Source organism: Leucobacter chromiireducens subsp. chromiireducens, assembly GCF_016758255.1.
In the GTDB taxonomy this organism is placed as follows: domain Bacteria; phylum Actinomycetota; class Actinomycetes; order Actinomycetales; family Microbacteriaceae; genus Leucobacter; species Leucobacter chromiireducens.
Genome location: NZ_QYAD01000001.1, coordinates 825,557 through 840,896, shown reverse-complemented (window position 1 = coordinate 840,896; position 15,340 = coordinate 825,557). Strand labels below are relative to the sequence as shown.

12 protein-coding genes and 1 riboswitch are annotated in these 15,340 nt (G+C 67.3%); of the genes, 4 read left to right on the top strand and 8 right to left on the bottom strand.

Features of this window, described 5'->3' with window-relative positions:
- Nucleotide 1: 1 nt before the first annotated feature.
- Nucleotides 2-1,186 (bottom strand): branched-chain amino acid ABC transporter substrate-binding protein, encoded by a 1,185-nt coding sequence (locus D3226_RS03960; protein WP_202381070.1) that lies wholly within the window; start codon nucleotides 1,184-1,186, stop codon nucleotides 2-4.
- A gap of 216 nt (nucleotides 1,187-1,402) precedes the next feature.
- Between D3226_RS03960 and D3226_RS03955 the strand changes: the two genes are divergently transcribed.
- Entirely contained in the window at nucleotides 1,403-2,428 is a 1,026-nt protein-coding gene (locus D3226_RS03955; protein ID WP_202381069.1) for an agmatine deiminase family protein, read from the top strand.
- 199 nt (nucleotides 2,429-2,627) lie between these two features.
- A complete protein-coding gene (locus tag D3226_RS03950) occupies nucleotides 2,628-4,643 on the top strand; it encodes an HNH endonuclease signature motif containing protein (protein ID WP_202381068.1) in 2,016 nt (671 codons plus the stop codon).
- A 40-nt stretch (nucleotides 4,644-4,683) separates the two neighbouring features.
- Here D3226_RS03950 and D3226_RS15010 read toward each other — a convergent pair whose 3' ends face one another.
- Nucleotides 4,684-6,537: an FG-GAP repeat protein gene (locus D3226_RS15010; RefSeq protein WP_202381067.1), complete on the bottom strand. Its 1,854-nt coding sequence runs from the start codon at nucleotides 6,535-6,537 to the stop codon at nucleotides 4,684-4,686.
- Between the two features lie 321 nt (nucleotides 6,538-6,858).
- Between D3226_RS15010 and D3226_RS03940 the strand changes: the two genes are divergently transcribed.
- Nucleotides 6,859-8,376 carry an aldehyde dehydrogenase family protein gene (locus D3226_RS03940; protein WP_202381066.1) on the top strand — a complete coding sequence of 506 codons (1,518 nt, stop codon included), beginning with the start codon at nucleotides 6,859-6,861 and terminating at the stop codon, nucleotides 8,374-8,376.
- Between the two features lie 203 nt (nucleotides 8,377-8,579).
- The gene (locus D3226_RS03935; protein ID WP_202381065.1) at nucleotides 8,580-8,969 is read left to right on the top strand and encodes an META domain-containing protein; all 390 of its coding nucleotides are present in this window, start codon (nucleotides 8,580-8,582) and stop codon (nucleotides 8,967-8,969) included.
- A 98-nt stretch (nucleotides 8,970-9,067) separates the two neighbouring features.
- Here the strand turns inward: D3226_RS03935 and D3226_RS03930 are convergent, their stop codons facing one another.
- The 6 genes from D3226_RS03930 to D3226_RS03905 all read right to left on the bottom strand — a co-directional run bounded on the left by D3226_RS03930 (nucleotide 9,068) and on the right by D3226_RS03905 (nucleotide 15,230).
- Nucleotides 9,068-9,421 carry a hypothetical protein gene (locus tag D3226_RS03930; RefSeq protein WP_202381064.1) on the bottom strand — a complete coding sequence of 118 codons (354 nt, stop codon included), beginning with the start codon at nucleotides 9,419-9,421 and terminating at the stop codon, nucleotides 9,068-9,070.
- Nucleotides 9,422-9,496: 75 nt separating this feature from the next.
- Nucleotides 9,497-11,155 carry a bifunctional phosphoribosylaminoimidazolecarboxamide formyltransferase/IMP cyclohydrolase gene (gene purH, locus D3226_RS03925; RefSeq protein WP_202381063.1) on the bottom strand — a complete coding sequence of 553 codons (1,659 nt, stop codon included), beginning with the start codon at nucleotides 11,153-11,155 and terminating at the stop codon, nucleotides 9,497-9,499.
- Between the two features lie 25 nt (nucleotides 11,156-11,180).
- Entirely contained in the window at nucleotides 11,181-11,795 is a 615-nt protein-coding gene (purN, locus tag D3226_RS03920) for a phosphoribosylglycinamide formyltransferase (protein WP_202381062.1), read from the bottom strand.
- 50 nt (nucleotides 11,796-11,845) lie between these two features.
- Nucleotides 11,846-12,370, bottom strand: a complete 525-nt coding sequence (locus tag D3226_RS03915) for a nucleoside/nucleotide kinase family protein (protein WP_237462219.1) — start codon at nucleotides 12,368-12,370, stop codon at nucleotides 11,846-11,848.
- An 18-nt stretch (nucleotides 12,371-12,388) separates the two neighbouring features.
- A complete protein-coding gene (locus D3226_RS03910) occupies nucleotides 12,389-14,119 on the bottom strand; it encodes an ABC transporter permease (RefSeq protein ID WP_337248889.1) in 1,731 nt (576 codons plus the stop codon).
- Nucleotide 14,120: 1 nt separating this feature from the next.
- Nucleotides 14,121-15,230 carry a thiamine ABC transporter substrate-binding protein gene (locus D3226_RS03905; RefSeq protein ID WP_202381060.1) on the bottom strand — a complete coding sequence of 370 codons (1,110 nt, stop codon included), beginning with the start codon at nucleotides 15,228-15,230 and terminating at the stop codon, nucleotides 14,121-14,123.
- A riboswitch (TPP riboswitch) is annotated at nucleotides 15,225-15,334 on the bottom strand. (Overlaps the previous gene by 6 nt.)
- Nucleotides 15,335-15,340: the final 6 nt, after the last annotated feature.

Sequence of the window (15,340 nt, the reverse complement as noted above, 5' to 3'; positions counted from 1 at the left end):
ATTAGTCCTGCAGGCTGTCCTTCATCACGAACGCACCGCCATCGCCCGTGGGCTCGACGATCACGAAGCCGCCGCTGCCCTCAAGCGTTCCCTCCTTCGTGAAGGTGGCGGGGCCCGAGAAGAGCGGGAAGCCGTCGAGGCCAGCGATCGCCTTCGAGACCGCGTCGCCGTCCGTCGAGCCGGCCTGGGTCAGCGCCGCCGCAGCGACGCGCACCGCGTCATAGCTCTGGGTCGAGTACGGGCCCGGTGCCGCGTTGAAGCTTGACTGGTAGTTCGCGAGCCACTTGTCCGCGCCCTCGAGCATGTCGGGAGTCTGCGTGAAGGATCCCACCACGCCGTCGGTGTACTCCGCGCCGGCAATCGCAGCGAGCTGCGCGTCGACGGACCCGTCGCCCACCATGATGGTGCCCTCGTAGCCCGCTTCGCGGAGCTGACGGATCAGCAGACCGCCGGCCTGGTAGTAGCCGGTCCACACGATGAAGTCGGGCTTCGCGCTGAGCACGTTGTTCACGTTGGCCGCGAAGTCCTTCTCATCGGGGTTCACAGAGTCGGTCTTCACGACCTCGAAGTCGCCGTCGCTCTTCGCCTGCTTGATCACCGAGTTTGCGAGATCCTTCGAGTAGTCAGTGTTGTCGTCAATCACCGCGGCCTGTTTCGCGCCGACCTTGTTCGCGTACTTCACGATGGCTGCCGCCTGCTGAGACCCCGTTCCGTTGATGAGGAACGCGCCCTGCCCCACGAGGGCGTTCGAATTTGCGGCGGGGATGATCATCGGAACGCCTGCCTCGGCAAAGATCGGCAGCGTGGGCAGCGTGGCGCCCGAGCAGTAGCCTCCGACCGACACGGAGATGCCCGCGGTCACGAGCTTTTGCGCAGCAGCAACCGAGGCGGTCGCGTCGCAAGCGTCGTCTTCCACAACCAGTTCGAGGTCACGGCCGTCGACGCCGCCGTCGGCGTTGATCTCGTCGATCGCCATCTGGGCGCCGTTCTTCATGTAATCGCCGAAGGCCGCTTCCGAGCCGGAGAAGGGCGCGAGCATGCCGAGCTTGATGGGGCCGTCCGAGGAGCTCGCGTCTCCGCCGCCCGCGAGGCCGCCGGAGCACCCGCTCAGCGCGAGGGCTGCGGTGACAGCGAGAGCGCCGGTGGCGGCGATACGACGGGACCACGATGTGTGGGGTGCAGACATGGGGTCTTCCTTTCCTGATGCTTCGTTGAATCACACGGAAGAGTGATGCGTGCGGCGCGGTCATTGCGCCATGTGCAATATTACACAGCACGCTCACAGATGGAACCCCTCTTGTCAACAACCTCCACCATCTGGGATTTCACCGAAGCAGCTTTCCTTATTGGTCGACCGCCCAGTAATATGAGGTATCCCCTCCCCGATTCAAAGGAGTTTCGAATGACCACCTGGCGCATGCCGATCGAAGGACACGAGCAGGAGCGCCTGTGGCTCGCCTGGCCCACCAGCGGGTACACGCTCGGCGAGACCGAGGCAGAGGTCGAGGAGGCCCGCAGCACGTGGGCAGCCGTGGCAAACGCAGCGAGCGAGCACGAGGCCGTCACTGTCGTGGTGAACCCCGGCGATGAGGCCGTCGCCTCCCGCTACCTGTCCGGCCAGATCGACCAGCTGATCGCCCCACTCGACGATGCCTGGATGCGCGATATCGGCCCGAGCTTCGTCATCGGGGATGACGGGCAGCTCGGCGCCGTGAACTTTGTGTTCAACGGCTGGGGTGCGCAGGACTGGGCCAGCTGGCAGAACGATCAGCACATCGGCAAGATTGTCGCCGAGGCCGCCGGGGCCCAGCGGATCGACTCGAAGATGGTCAACGAGGGCGGCGGCATCCAGGTTGATGGCGCCGGCCGAGTCATCATCACGAAGACGGTTCAGCTCGATCCGGGCCGCAACCCGGGATGGTCGGCCGAGCAGGTCGAGGCCGAGCTGCTCCGCACCATTGGCGCCGAGAGCGTGCTCTGGCTCCCCCGCGGGCTCACGCGCGATCACGACACCTTTGGTACGCGCGGGCACTCCGACATCCTCGCGGCGTTCACGACCCCCGACGTGTTGCTGATGCACCGTCAGGACGCAGCATCACACCCCGATCACCCCATCGCGCAGGCCAACCGGGCGGCTGCGGACGAGTACCGGAGCGCCACCTCGGCAGGGTTCGAGATCCTGGATCTCCCCGCACCCGAGACGCTGCGCGACGCTGAGGGATACGTTGACTACAGCTACATCAATCACGTCGTCATCAACGGGGCGGTCCTGGCCTGCTCGTTCGATGACCCGGCCGACGACCGCGCGCTTGCAACGCTGCGCGAGGTCTACCCGGGCCGCGAGGTGATCGGCATCGACGCACGGCCGCTCTTCGCCCGCGGCGGCGGCATCCACTGCATCACCCAGCAGCAGCCGAAGGTCGCGTAGCTCCTCACACCTGTGCGCTGCGGGTTCCTACGCGGAACCCGCAGCGCATTCTTGTGCCACGCCCCACTTTCACCCTCTTCTTGAGGATGAGGTGACTTTCCAGAGTGGGATCAGGGCTTCCTCGGATTCCCTTGTTTTGCCGCGTGTTTCCGCGGTTTTCTGGGGTCTGAATGTCAGTGGTCACTGCTTGAATGAGCACATGACCACCACCCGAGGTTCTCCCCCTGCTGGCTCACCGATCGCGCCCCGCCGGGCTTCCCGGGTGCGCTTCACGAAGGCCCCCAGCCCGTCCGCTCCAAACCCCGCCGCCGCCCCGGAGTTCGACCCCACCGAGCTCATCACCAAAGCGTTCGCGTCCGCCGCCCCGGGTGTCATCCCACCCGTGTTCTCTGTGCGGGTGGTGGATGACGTGGTCGGCATGCTGGAACAGTTCGATCGTTTCCAGAACATCCTCACCGCCGCACGCCTGAACGTTCTTTCCTTCGCGATGGAGACCGCGGTGCACCGTGCCCCTTCCGGCAGTGGCGACATCCCGTACCGTTCCCTGCGTGCCGAGATCGCGACCGCCCTTCATCAGAGCGAACACATCGTGGAGCGCGATCTGAACCTTGCGAGCGCGCTCACGATGCGTTTCCCTGCGACTCTGCCGCGCATGCTCACCGGGCAGGTTTCTCCCGAGCATGTGCGGGCACTTGTGGAATCCGCGGACGCGCTGGGGCTTGGGCAGGACCCGGATTCGGTGCGTGTGCGGGGCAGGTACGAGGCGGAGGTATTGCGGCGTGCTGAGTCCCAGACTCCGCAGCGTTTGCGGCCGATCGCGCGGAAGCTTGCCCGTGAACTCGCGAGAACCCTCCCGAAGCCGGCCCCGTTCCCGGGCGTTGACTCCACGATCGATGACCCATCCACTACTGACCCATCCAGCCCCGGCCCAACGAGCACCGATCCCGACGGCACCGACCCGAACGGCCTCGACCCCAACAGCCCCGGCCAGACCGGCGGCGCCCCTGTTCCTTCGCCGGAGTGTGAGCGAAAAGTGTGGGTGCGTGATCACGAGAACGGGATGGCGGAGCTGGTGGCGTTCATGCCGTCACCTGTGGCGTATGCGATTCATGATCGTTTGACGCGGCTCGCGAAGTCCGCGGAAGTCACCGAGCACCAACTCGCCCGCACCCTCACGGACAGCGGCACCGGTCCCGCAGACACGAGCACGGGTGAAGCGTCACCCACGCACCCCACGCGCAAGCCACGGGGTGTGAGAGCACAGAGTGTCGCAGAACGCCGGCGCATGCTCCGGGAACTCCGTCCGGGCATGAAAGGCGGGCGTCCCGGGGTGCGAGAGATCCGGGCCGGGATCCCCAAGCGCAGTCGCGCTCAGACTCGCACGGATGTGTTCCGGGACTTGCTCCTTGCTGGGGATCCGATGCGGCTGGTTGCGGGGTCTTCGGAGGAGGCGGTGCGGGCGCACATCCAGGTCGTGGTGACCACCACAGCACCCCCACCAAACGACAGCGCTGCTCCCGTGCCTGGTGCCCAGGCCGCGAAGCCCACAGCCACCGACCAGACCGCGACTGGCACAGCACCGTCCTCGCCGCCGGAGTTCACGGACGCCGAACTCATCGGGTCCGGACCCATCGACCCCGAACAGATTCGCGGCTACGCAGGCCACGCCGACTTCTGGGAGAAGGTCACCGTGTCCGGTGAGACCGGGGATGTGCTGAGTGTGGATCGGTATCGGCCCAGTGCACAGATGCGCGGTTTCCTCGGGGCCCGCGACCTGCACTGCAGGTTCCCCGGTTGCCGGGTGCCGGTGAACCGCTGCGATATCGACCACACGATCCCCGCAGCAGATGGCGGCACCACATCCACAGACAACCTTGCACACCTGTGCCGGGGCCACCACACCATGAAGCACAACTCTGACTGGGACCACCGGTTGTTGCCGGACGGGACGATGCGCTGGCGATCCCCAACCGGACGCGTGTACGACGATGAGCCGCCGAGCCGGGTGAGGTTCCTGAAACACGACAACACCGGAACACCACCACCATCACCGCAACCACCGGCGCGTTCATCGGCACCGCAGGCTGCAGCACCGACATCACCGATGTCACCGCCGGCCGCAGCACGGGTCCGGCCGCCCGCGCGAACAGCCCGGCCCCTCGTGCCGCCGGGGCCAGTCGCCAAAGACGACGACCCCGACGACCACCCGTTCTGAGTCAGACGGAATGGCAGAGTTCACGCCAGCCCAATACGGCTCAGCCCACGTTCTCGCTGCGTCGAGCGGTGCGTGCACGAGCGATCAGCACGGCTCCGCCACCCGCAACCCCCAGCACACCAAGCGCAGCCACAGCCCAGAACGCTGCGCCGTCACCACCGGTATGCGCAAGCGGCTCCGCGGAATTCGCACCGGCCCGAGGGTTGGGCGCCACCTCCGGGGTGACCTCGGGGGTCACGCCGGGCTCCGGCTTGGGCTCGGGCTTCGGCTCAGGCTTGGGTTCCGGCTTCGGCTCAGGCTTGGGTTCCGGCTTGGGTTCCGGCTTCGGCTCCGGAGTGACGGTCGGTGCCGGCGAGGTCACCTCGAGAATGCGTACGGCCGGGTCGGCATCGCTGAAGAGCGCCGGGGCGCCTGCAGCGAATACCACGCGATCCCCGGCACGATTCGCCGTGAGGTCCGCAAACGAACGTCCCAGACGAGTATCAGCGTGGCTCCCGACGATGAGCGCTGCCCCCGTCTGCTCCGAGTCCTTCGAAAGCAGCGAGGACGCATCGAAGACTCCGGCCTGCGAGACACCAGCGCGTCCGTCGACAAGGGCACGCGAGTCAAGCGCCACCACGTAGCCCGAGCCCTCGCGATCCGGGTCCGGAGATCCGTCCATTCCGCCCATGAGCAGCATGGCCCAGCCCTCCATCGGCACCGCTCCGACCGCGTGCCCGAAGTGGTCGCCCGACGCGATGCCGTTCACCCACCAGCCACGCTGCTCATCGGTGCCCGCGGCGCGCACTGCCGGTCGATCAGCGTCGAGCGGATCGGTGTGCACGTTCACGCCGTCGGGCCCGCCCGTCACGACGACAGCGCTCCCGGTCTTCGGATCGTCCGATTCCCCACCAATGAGCAGATCGTCGAAGCCGTCCCCCGTGATATCACCAAGCCCCACGGTGGAGGTACCGAGCAAGTCATAACCTCGCGGCGGACCATCGATGCGGAAGCCGGGCACCGGATCCGCACCAACCGTCACATCCGCACTGAGATCAGTCAGCACCCAGATCGCTCCGGTCGCGAAGCTTCCCGCGCCGGGCGCACGCCAGGAAGCCGCCCCGACCGCGAGATCGTCCCGACCGTCACCGTTCATGTCCCCGGCACGGCTCACGGAAACGAGGTCGATCCCCGCCCCAGAGACTCGAGGGCCCGCGGTCTCGGCAAGCGCCACCTCGGCGCCGAGCGTCTCCGCGTTCAAGATTGTAACCACCCCGCTCGTGTCGGTCACTGCGACCTCGTCGCGGCCATCTCCGTCAATATCGCCCACTCCGTTTGCGCGGGTGATGCTTCCGAGCACCACATGGCCACGATCTCCGAGTTCATCGAGGCGCACCTCCCCGAAGTCGCGGGCCCCGTACACGATGAATGCACCCGCCGCCTGGGCCACGGCGACCAGGTCGTCGATCCCGTCACCATTCACGTCACCGGCGCAGCGCACGTCAAGGCCGCCCATCATGTTGCGCGACGTGTCGATCACATGAATCGGCTCGACATCCTCGACCCCCGCCGAGCCGCCAGTGTGATCGGCTCCCAACATCACGTAGGCCCCGGTTGCGCCGGGGGTCATGTCAAAGGTCGCGTAGGTGCCAACCGCAAGGTCTGGCACTCCGTCCCCGTTCACGTCGCATCGGGCCTGCGACGCCGTCGAACCAAACGCAGATCCATTGGGCCCGGTGATCGTCCGGTCCCCAGTGACCGAAATCACGGAGCCTTGCGTCTCGGCGGGCAGCGATGCGGTCGACGGTGCGGCCAACGCGGGAGTCGCCGTGAACGCAATACCGGGCACCGCGAGAGCAAGCGCAAGCGCCGTGAGTGGGCGAGCGCGGCGGCTCGTCCGCAGTTGATGATTCACAAGGGTCCTTTCGGGCAGAAGTAGAAACACCGCGCGAGCGGCGATTCAGCATACCCTTACCTTGATCTGATGATTCAACTCACGTCAAGACCGGCGAGTCGCGGGCGGCACACAGTCGCACTTCCGCACACTCGCCCGCACTTGCACTGTTCGGAACTGGCAGCCCCACCATTGCCAGCGCGTGAGACACTGGGCGCGGCCGCGTCTCGCCTGGAGTGGGAACCCTGGCCACTGCCGCTTCGCGCGCTATACAATTGCACATGGCATTATTCTCAGGTGGCGCGATGCCGCACCACCGCACCACTTGCGAAAAGGAAGCTCATGACCGAGACCCTCTCCCCTGAACTCGAGGCTGTTGTCGCGCGCGCAGCCGCAGCCGCGCCCGCTTTTGCCGCAACGCGCCCCGAGGAGCGCGCACGCGCGATCGTCGCAGTCGCTGATTCGCTCGAGGCACACCGTGACGAGCTCGTGGCCATCGCAATGCGCGAGACCGGCCTCACCGAGGTCCGTCTCGCCGGCGAGGTCACCCGCACCGCGGTCCAGCTGCGCCTCTTCGCTGACACCCTGGTCGACGGCGGATACCTCGGTGCTCGCATCGACCACGCCGACACCGATTTCGCGTTGGGAGTGCGTCCCGACATTCGCCGGACGCACCTGCCCGTTGGCCCGGTCATCAACTTCTCCGCGTCAAACTTCCCATTCGCGTTCTCCGTGATGGGCGGCGACTCGGCCGCCGTGCTTGCCGCGGGTTGCCCGCTGATTGTGAAGGCGCACTCAGGTCACCCTGAGCTGTCCGACGCCACTGCAGCCGTTGCCACCGAGGCTCTCGCCGCCGCGGGGATGCCCGAGGGCACGTTCCAGCTCATCCACGGCCGCGAGGCGGGTGTGAGCGTTCTGAAGGATCCGCGCATCAAGGCGGGCGCGTTCACGGGCTCGATCGCGGTTGGCCGTCTGCTCGCAGACATCGCCGCTAGTCGACCGGCCCCCATTCCGTTCTTTGGCGAGCTCGGCTCAGTGAACCCCGTGTTCGTCACCGCTGACGCAATCGCGGAGCGTGCCGCAGAGATCGCCGAGGGCTTCCTCACAAGCGTCTCAGGCTCCGCAGGGCAGCTCTGCACGAAGCCTGGTTTTGTGTTCGCCCCTGCCGGTTCCGCGCTGCCCGCAGCAATCCAGACCGCCGCAAGCGATTTCCCCGAGCACCGCCTGCTCGACCCCCGCATCGCCCGCAGCTTCGACGAGCGGCGCAACGCGATCCTGGGCTCCGAGGGTGTCACCGCGGTGCTGCCCGGAGGAATCCGTTTCGACGAGGCCGGGCACGGCTGGGCCACCCCGACCATTGTCTCGGTGCCGCTCGACGGTTTCCGCGCGAGCGCGGAGGCTCTCGCCGAGGAGGCCTTCGGACCGCTCTCGATCGTGGTCGAGGTGCCCGAGGGAACCGACCTTGCGGCGATCATGCCCGAGTTTTTTGAGGGGAATCTCACCGGCACCCTCCACCTCAGCAGCGCAGAGGCGAGCGGCGAGACCGCGAACGCGGGCGAGCTGCGCGCACTCGTCGCAGCGCTCAGCCTCCAGGTCGGACGCGTGCTCTTCAATGGCTGGTCGACCGGCGTCGCGGTGACCCCCGCCCAGCAGCACGGCGGTCCCTGGCCCGCTACGACAAACGACGCAAGCACCTCGGTCGGCACCGCCGCGATCACGCGCTTCATGCGCCCCGTGGCCTACCAGAACGCGCCCGCCGCGTTCCTGCCCGAGGCCCTCCGCGATGAGAACCCCGCGGGAGTTCCGCAGGCAATCGCCCCCGCGGGTGAGTCGAAGAGCTGGGGTGCTCGCTGGCGATAGTCACGCGTTTCAGCGCGGCCCGCTGAAGGCCGCCAAGCGCACCCGCGGAGGGGCGTGGGAATCCTACGGGTTCCCCGCCCCTTCGCGTATTTCTGCGGCGACGAGACAACCTGAACGCAGCATTCACGGTACACATCTGAGCTGTCTGCGAAGCGTCACTGAAACCCGCGTGAATTCTCCAGGTGGTGCCTTACACTGGCGGCATGAAGACTCAGTTCGTGCGCACGGGCGCACTTCTCGCGGCAACCACCGCCGCACTGCTCCTCGCCGCATGTTCGTCGCCCGCTGCGTCAGTGTCGGGCGCCTGGGGTGAGCCTGACACCCAAGGGAAGCCGTCGATTGAGTTCACCCCGGCGGACGGCAAGACCGGCGGCGAGTATGTCGGGAACGATGGCTGCAACATTATCGGCGGAAGCTACACCGAGAAGGACGGCACCATCGAGCTCGGCGTGATGCGTGCAACGATGATGTTCTGCGAGGGCGTCGATACCTGGCTGTCGCAGGGCCACACGGCAAAGCTCGACGGCGATACGCTCGCGGTGTTCGACGAGTCGGGCGACCAGGTAGGTTCGCTCCCCCGCGCGGGTAAGTAGTCCGCCCGGGGCCGACCGCTCTTCACCCCCGAACATGCACGAAGGGGGCGTGGAATCCTGATGATCCCACGCCCCCTTCGTGCGTTGCTGCGTGGTGCCTAGTGCCAGAGCACCGCCAGCGCCACGTTCAGCAGCGACATCCCGGCGATCGCGCCGAGCACGCCAGCCGGAACGTTCTCCTTCTTACGGTTCATCAGGATGACCACGATGAGCCCGATCAGCACCAGCGTCTTCACGCCGATCTTCATGTTGTTCGGCGTGCCGCCCATCATGTACACGGATGCAACGAGCAGCAGACCCGTAGCAAACAGCAGCGTCGCGCCGTGCAGGATGCCGGGCGTGATGCGCGCACGTGCTTCCTTCACCATGGACAGCTGCGCAAGCGTGCTGCCGAAGACCGCGCCGAAGCCAACGAGGTGCAGCACCACGAGGATTCCCTTTACGATTTCCATCTTCTGTTCCGTTCTCCCCACGCAGGGGTCGGGGTTTTCGAGTGTGCGCGGTCGCGGGTGCGGTCGCGCGAACGATTAGTGGAAGAAGTGACGCTCGCCCGTGAAGTACATCGTCACACCGGCGGCCTCAGCCGCGGCGATCACCTCAGCGTCGCGCACCGAACCGCCAGGCTGCACCACAGCCGTGACGCCGGCGTCGAGGAGCACCTGCAGTCCGTCGGCGAACGGGAAGAACGCATCGGACGCCGCGACCGCACCGCGTGCGCGATCCCCCGCCCGCTCGACCGCGAGTCGGCAGGAGTCGACACGGTTGACCTGCCCCATGCCGACGCCAACAGAGGCACCACCGGCCGTGAGGATGATGCCGTTCGACTTGACCGCGCGGCACGCACGCCACGCGAACTCGAGCTCGGCGAGCGCGGCAGCATCGACAGGCTCGCCCGTTGCGAGGGTCCACTCGGCAGCGGGCGCGAAGCTCCGGTCGGCGTCCTGCAGCAGGAAGCCGCCGGATACCTGGCGCAGCTCGACCGGGTTGGGGGTGAAGTCCTCCGGCAGCACCAGCAGTCGAATGTTCTTCTTCTGGCTCAGGATCGCGAGCGCCTCGGGCTCAAAGCCGGGTGCAACAACCACCTCGGTGAAGATCTCAGCGACCGTCTCCGCCATCGCCTTCGTCACGATGCGGTTCGCCGCAATGACACCGCCAAACGCCGAGACCGGGTCGCATGCGTGCGCAAGCTCGTGCGCGGCCGCGATCGGATCAGCCGCGCCCTCGGGCGCAACCGCGATGCCACAGGGGTTTGCGTGCTTGATGATCGCAACCGCGGGGCGCTCGTGATCGAACGCAGCGCGCAGGGCGGCATCGGCATCAACGTAGTTGTTGTACGACATTTCCTTGCCGTGCAGCTGCGAGGCCTGTGCAATACCCGCGCCCTCGTTCTCCGTGAAGAGCGCGGCACGCTGGTGGCTGTTCTCGCCGTAGCGCAACACAGCCTCGCGCAGCCCGAACACCTCGTAGCCGACGTAGCCGTCGGTCGCCTCGAAGATGCTGTCGATATCGTCGCCTGCTCCGGGGAGCTCCGGCGCGGGTGCATCTCCCCATTCCAGGTCCTCCTGATCGAGGAACCAGTTCGCGACCGCGGCGTCGTACTGCGCGGTGTGCACGAACGCCTCGGTGGCGAGCGAACGACGCAGAGCGAGCGTGGTGCCCCCCTCAGCAATCGCGGCGATCACCTCGTCATAGCGACCCGGCGATACGACAATCGCGGCATTTGCGTGGTTCTTCGCGGTTGCGCGCACCATCGCGGGGCCACCGATGTCGACGTTCTCGATCACGTCGGCTGCGGGCTTGCCCGACGCGACGGTCTCTTCGAAGGGGTACAGGTTCACCACGACGAGCTCGAACGGCGCAAAACCAAGCTGCTCGAGCTGCGCACGGTGGTCCGCAAGTCGCAGGTCGGCAAGTAGACCGGAGTGCACTGCGGGGTGCAGCGTCTTCACGCGGCCGTCGAGGGCCTCAGCGAAGCCGGTGACCTCTGCCACATCGGTCACCGCGTGACCCGCCTCGCGGATCGTCGCGGCCGTGGAGCCGGTCGAAACGATCTCTACCCCAGCCCCCGCGAGCGCGGCGGCGAGGTCAAGCAGCCGGGTCTTGTCACTCACAGAGATGAGCGCCCGGCGTACCGGAATCAGGTCGCGGTGCTCGTACAGGCTGGGATCGTGGCTCTGGACTGCCATCAGGCTCCTTGGTTGGGTTGCGAAACTAGGGTCGTTCGGTTGCGGCGGCAAGCGAGAGCGTGCCCTCCGCGATCTCGCGCACGGTCGCAACGAGGAGCGGGCGCTCCTCCTGCTTGATGCGCTCGTGGAGCTCGTCCTCCGTGTCGCCGGGGCGAACGGGAACGGCGGACTGACGCAGCACCGGCCCCGTATCGACACCCTCGTCGATCACGTGCACGGTCACTCCGGTTTCGGTAGCGCCTGCGGCGAGCGCATCGCGCACCGCGTGTGCGCCGGGGTACAGGGGCAGCAGCGCGGGGTGCGTGTTAATGAGGTTCGGGGAGAACCAGCGAACAAACCCGGCCGGCAGAATGCGCATGAGGCCGGCCGAGACGACGAGCCCCGGGGCCGGCCCGGTGCCCACGCCGTGCTCCTGGATCGCCGCGGCGAGCACCTGGCCCCACTCCTCGCGATCGTCGTAGTCCTGCGGGCGCACCACGAATGTGGGGATCCCGGCGGCCGTCGCATGCGCGAGACCGGGGGCGTCGGTGTCCGAGCCCACGCACGCGATCTGCGCGGGAAACGCGGGGTCGGCCGCGGCGTCGATCAGCGCTTTGAGGTTACTCCCGCTGCCGGAGATCAGAACTGCGAGTTTCAGCACCCGCTCAGTCTACCCGTCGCGGGAATGTCTGGGCGGTGCGGTAGCGCTGATCAGCCGCGCAGCACCTCGTTGACCAGGTCCCAGGGCGCGTGCGCCGCATAGTGGCGGTCCTCCTGGTCTGCCCAGCGCTGCCAGTGCGGAGCGAAGGTCTCCCCGTCGCGCGCGAGCGCCCGCGTTCGCCGTTCTTCTCCCGGAAGCTCAAGCCACACCGACCAAATGCGAGGCTCGGCAGGCGCCGCGTCGGCCCGACGAGTCCAGTCGTTCACGGCGCGCAGGTTCTCGCTCGTCACGGCTCCGCACCCCTCGACGATTAACGGCAGCTTGGGATCGATGCGCACCGGTTCGCCAAAACGCTCCGCAGTCCAGTCGAAGCGGCGGTAGGCGCCGGTGTCGAGTGCCGCGGCGACCGCCGCAGAACCCTGGGCGAGCCCGTCCCAGCCCGGGTACAGATCTTCCACACGCAACACCTGGGCGTCGCGCCCGACTCCCGCGAAGCGTCGAATCAGGAGGTCCGCGAGTGACGTCTTGCCCGATCCCGAGCGTCCGTCGATCACTATCGCGTCCAGTGCGTCCATGCCCAAGCGCATACTCCCCTATACCGCTGCCCAACCGGCGGCGGCGCCGCCGGATGTCCGGGCGAAGCGGTCTATGCGAAGCCGCTCGGCGATTAGCATAGCGGTGGCAGTGAGCACTCCGAGTGTAACCGCGCCCGCGAGTCCTGCTCCGTATGCTCCGGGAGCCTGGTGCCCAATGAGTTCTGCGACGATGACGGGTAGCGTCGGTTCGCCCGGCCGCACGAGGAATGAAGTCGCGCCAAACTCGCCAAGCGACGCCGCAAACGCGAAGCCGAGCGCGAGCCCGGCAGAGCGACCGAGCAGCGGCAGGTCGATCGTTCCGAGCACCACGGGCGGGCGGGCGCCCAGCACCTGCGCGGCGAAGCGGAGACTCGGATCGATGCCGCGCAGCACAGGCAGCAGCACGCGCACGACAAGTGGCAGCGCGACGAGCGCCTGCGCGATTGGAATGAGCGCCGCCGAGGTGCGCAGGTCGAGGCCGATCCCGAGCGGCTTGTGCATGGTGAGCAGGAGGCCGAAACCGAGTGTCACCGCGGATACGCCGAGGGGCAGCATTACCAGGCCGTCGAACAGGCTCTGGCCGCGCCGAAGTGCCGTGCTGTGGGGGCGGCGCGACAGAACGAGGGCGATGAGCACGCCGAGCACCATCGCGATCAACGCGGCGATGAGTGCGGTGCGGCTCGAGCGCCCGATCGCGGCGAGCACCGAACCGGAGATGGGAAAGTCCGCGGGCGGGCGGGCGAGTGCCGCATAGTTGGCAAGGCTCCACTCGCCCGTTCCGGTGTGCAAGGAACGCAGCACGAGCGTCACGAGCGGTGCGGCGTGGAGCAGCGCAAGTGTTGCAACGAACACCGCGATGACGGGTGCATCGCTCAGCTGAGGCCGCCGCTCCCCCGTGCCCTCCGCGGCGAGCTCAACCGCGCGCTCCCCCGAGCGGCGCAGACGCGTCGATACGATGAGCACGAGGCCGACGAGCACGAACTGGGCGAGCGACAGCACCGCCGCACTGCGCAGATCGAGGAACTGCACGGTGAGCCGGTAGATCTCGGTCTCGACGTTCGCGAACTCACGCCCGCCGAGGATGAGCACGATGCCAAACGACGTGGAGCAAAACAGGAACACCAGGGCTGCCGCCGAGGCGAGCGCCGGTGCAAGCGCCGGCACGGTGACCGTGCAGAAGGCCCGCGCACGCGTGGCGCCGAGCACACGCGCGGCCTGCACCCCACGTTCATCGAGTCGCGCCCAGAACGAACCAACGGTGCGCGCCACCACTGTGACGTTGAAGAACGCGAGCGCCGCGACGATCGACACGAGGCTGCGCTCAAGGCCGAGATGTTCGAGCGGACCGCCCGGGCCAAGCAGCGCGGAGAATGCGCCGCCCACCACGACTGTGGGCAGCACGAATGGAACGGTCATGAGTCCCTGGAGCAGGGTGCGGCCGGGGAACTTCAATTTGTAAAGCACGAAGGCCGCGGGGACCCCCAGCGCGACCGATACCGCGGTCGCGAGCCCCGCCTGCGCGAGCGTTTGCCCAATGACGCGCCAGGTGCGCGAGGCACCAAACACCTCGGCGATGCCCCCGAGGTCGATGCGCCCATCGCTCGTGAGGCCGGTCGCAACGAGCGCGATGACCGGCCACAGGAAGAAGAGCGCGAGGAACGCGAGCGGCACCGCCACGGCAAGCACCCAGGCAGTGATGCCCCAGGGTGTTGCGCCCGCGGAGTTGCCGCGGGGTGCCGCTTCGCCCACGCTAGAGGCCGATCTGCTCGCTCAGCGTCTTCAGCCAGCCCTCGCGGCCAAGCTCAATCTCGGCGCTCGGCAGGTCATTCAGCTGTGCCTCGCTCGGGATCGGAGCAAACTCCGCCCACGACTCGGGCAAGCTCACCTCGGTGTCGACCGGGTACATGTACATGCTGTCGGGGATCGTCGCCTGGAACTCACCGGAGGCGAGGTAGTCGAGCACCGCACGCGCACCGGCGGGGTTCGCCGCGCCGGCGAGCACACCCGCGTACTCCACCTGGTTCGAGCAGGTGTCGAGGAGCGCCTTCGTCGTGGTGGCGGAACCATCCTCCGTCACGGTGAAGGCGGGTGACGAACCGTACGACACCACGATCGGCTTGGTACCTTCGCCGCCGCCCTGCGTGAACTGGCCGTTGTACGCGTCGCTCCAGCCCTGCTCCACGCGCGCACCATTGTCGATGAGGCTCTGCCAGTACTTGGCGAAGCCGTCTTCGCCAAACTTCGCGACGGTGCCAACGAGGAAGGATGCGCCCGTCGATGAGGCGGTCGGGTCGAGCAGCACGGTGAGGTCGCGGTACTCGGGCTTCGCGAGGTCCTCGTAGTTCTTCGGCTCGGCAATGCTGTGCTCAGCAAACCAGGCCGGGTCGATGTTGATGCAGGTTGCACCCTGGTCGATCGGGGTGAGCGCGTAGTCCGCGTCGCCCGAGACCGCACCCCCGTCCGCTCCAATTGCGAGGTACGTGAACGCGTCAGACAGGCCCTGCGGGCGGTAGGGCTCCACCACGTCGTTCGTCACGAGTCGTGACGCAAAGATCGTGTCGACGCCGAAGAACGCGTCGGCGATCGGCGCACCCTTCGTGAGCACGAGCTTGTTGGTCAGTTCACCGCCATCGCCGGCCGAGACGACGGACACCTCGTAGCCGGTGGCCTCGCTCGCTGCGGCGGCAAACTCCTCATTGGGGAACGAGGAGTGCACCACCAGGGTTACCTCGCGTGAATCGGCTGCCTCGGGCGTCGCCGGGGCGCAGCCCGCGAGACCGAGACCGAGCAGTGCGGTGAGGCCGAGCAGACCAGCGCGCGCGCCGATCCGAATCGTGAGCCGGGAGTGTGCAGGCGTCATCGAAGAGTTCCTTCCTCCGCTGGTATGAACCAGATCAGGTTGAACGGTCGGAGCTCGCGTGCTCCCTCTCAGCCCCGCGCGTCGGGACTCCCGTGGATTGCGCCTCTACC

Excerpts from the sequence above, each read along its gene's own strand:
- D3226_RS03905 (WP_202381060.1), bottom strand. The coding sequence starts at position 15,230 with ATGACGCCTGCACACTCCCGGCTCACGATTCGGATCGGCGCGCGCGCT.
- D3226_RS03930 (WP_202381064.1), bottom strand. The coding sequence starts at position 9,421 with ATGGAAATCGTAAAGGGAATCCTCGTGGTGCTGCACCTCGTTGGCTTC.
- D3226_RS03935 (WP_202381065.1), top strand. The coding sequence starts at position 8,580 with ATGAAGACTCAGTTCGTGCGCACGGGCGCACTTCTCGCGGCAACCACC.
- purH (WP_202381063.1), bottom strand. The coding sequence starts at position 11,155 with ATGGCAGTCCAGAGCCACGATCCCAGCCTGTACGAGCACCGCGACCTG.
- D3226_RS03950 (WP_202381068.1), top strand. The coding sequence starts at position 2,628 with ATGACCACCACCCGAGGTTCTCCCCCTGCTGGCTCACCGATCGCGCCC.
- D3226_RS03940 (WP_202381066.1), top strand. The coding sequence starts at position 6,859 with ATGACCGAGACCCTCTCCCCTGAACTCGAGGCTGTTGTCGCGCGCGCA.
- D3226_RS03955 (WP_202381069.1), top strand. The coding sequence starts at position 1,403 with ATGACCACCTGGCGCATGCCGATCGAAGGACACGAGCAGGAGCGCCTG.
- D3226_RS03915 (WP_237462219.1), bottom strand. The coding sequence starts at position 12,370 with ATGGACGCACTGGACGCGATAGTGATCGACGGACGCTCGGGATCGGGC.
- D3226_RS03960 (WP_202381070.1), bottom strand. The coding sequence starts at position 1,186 with ATGTCTGCACCCCACACATCGTGGTCCCGTCGTATCGCCGCCACCGGC.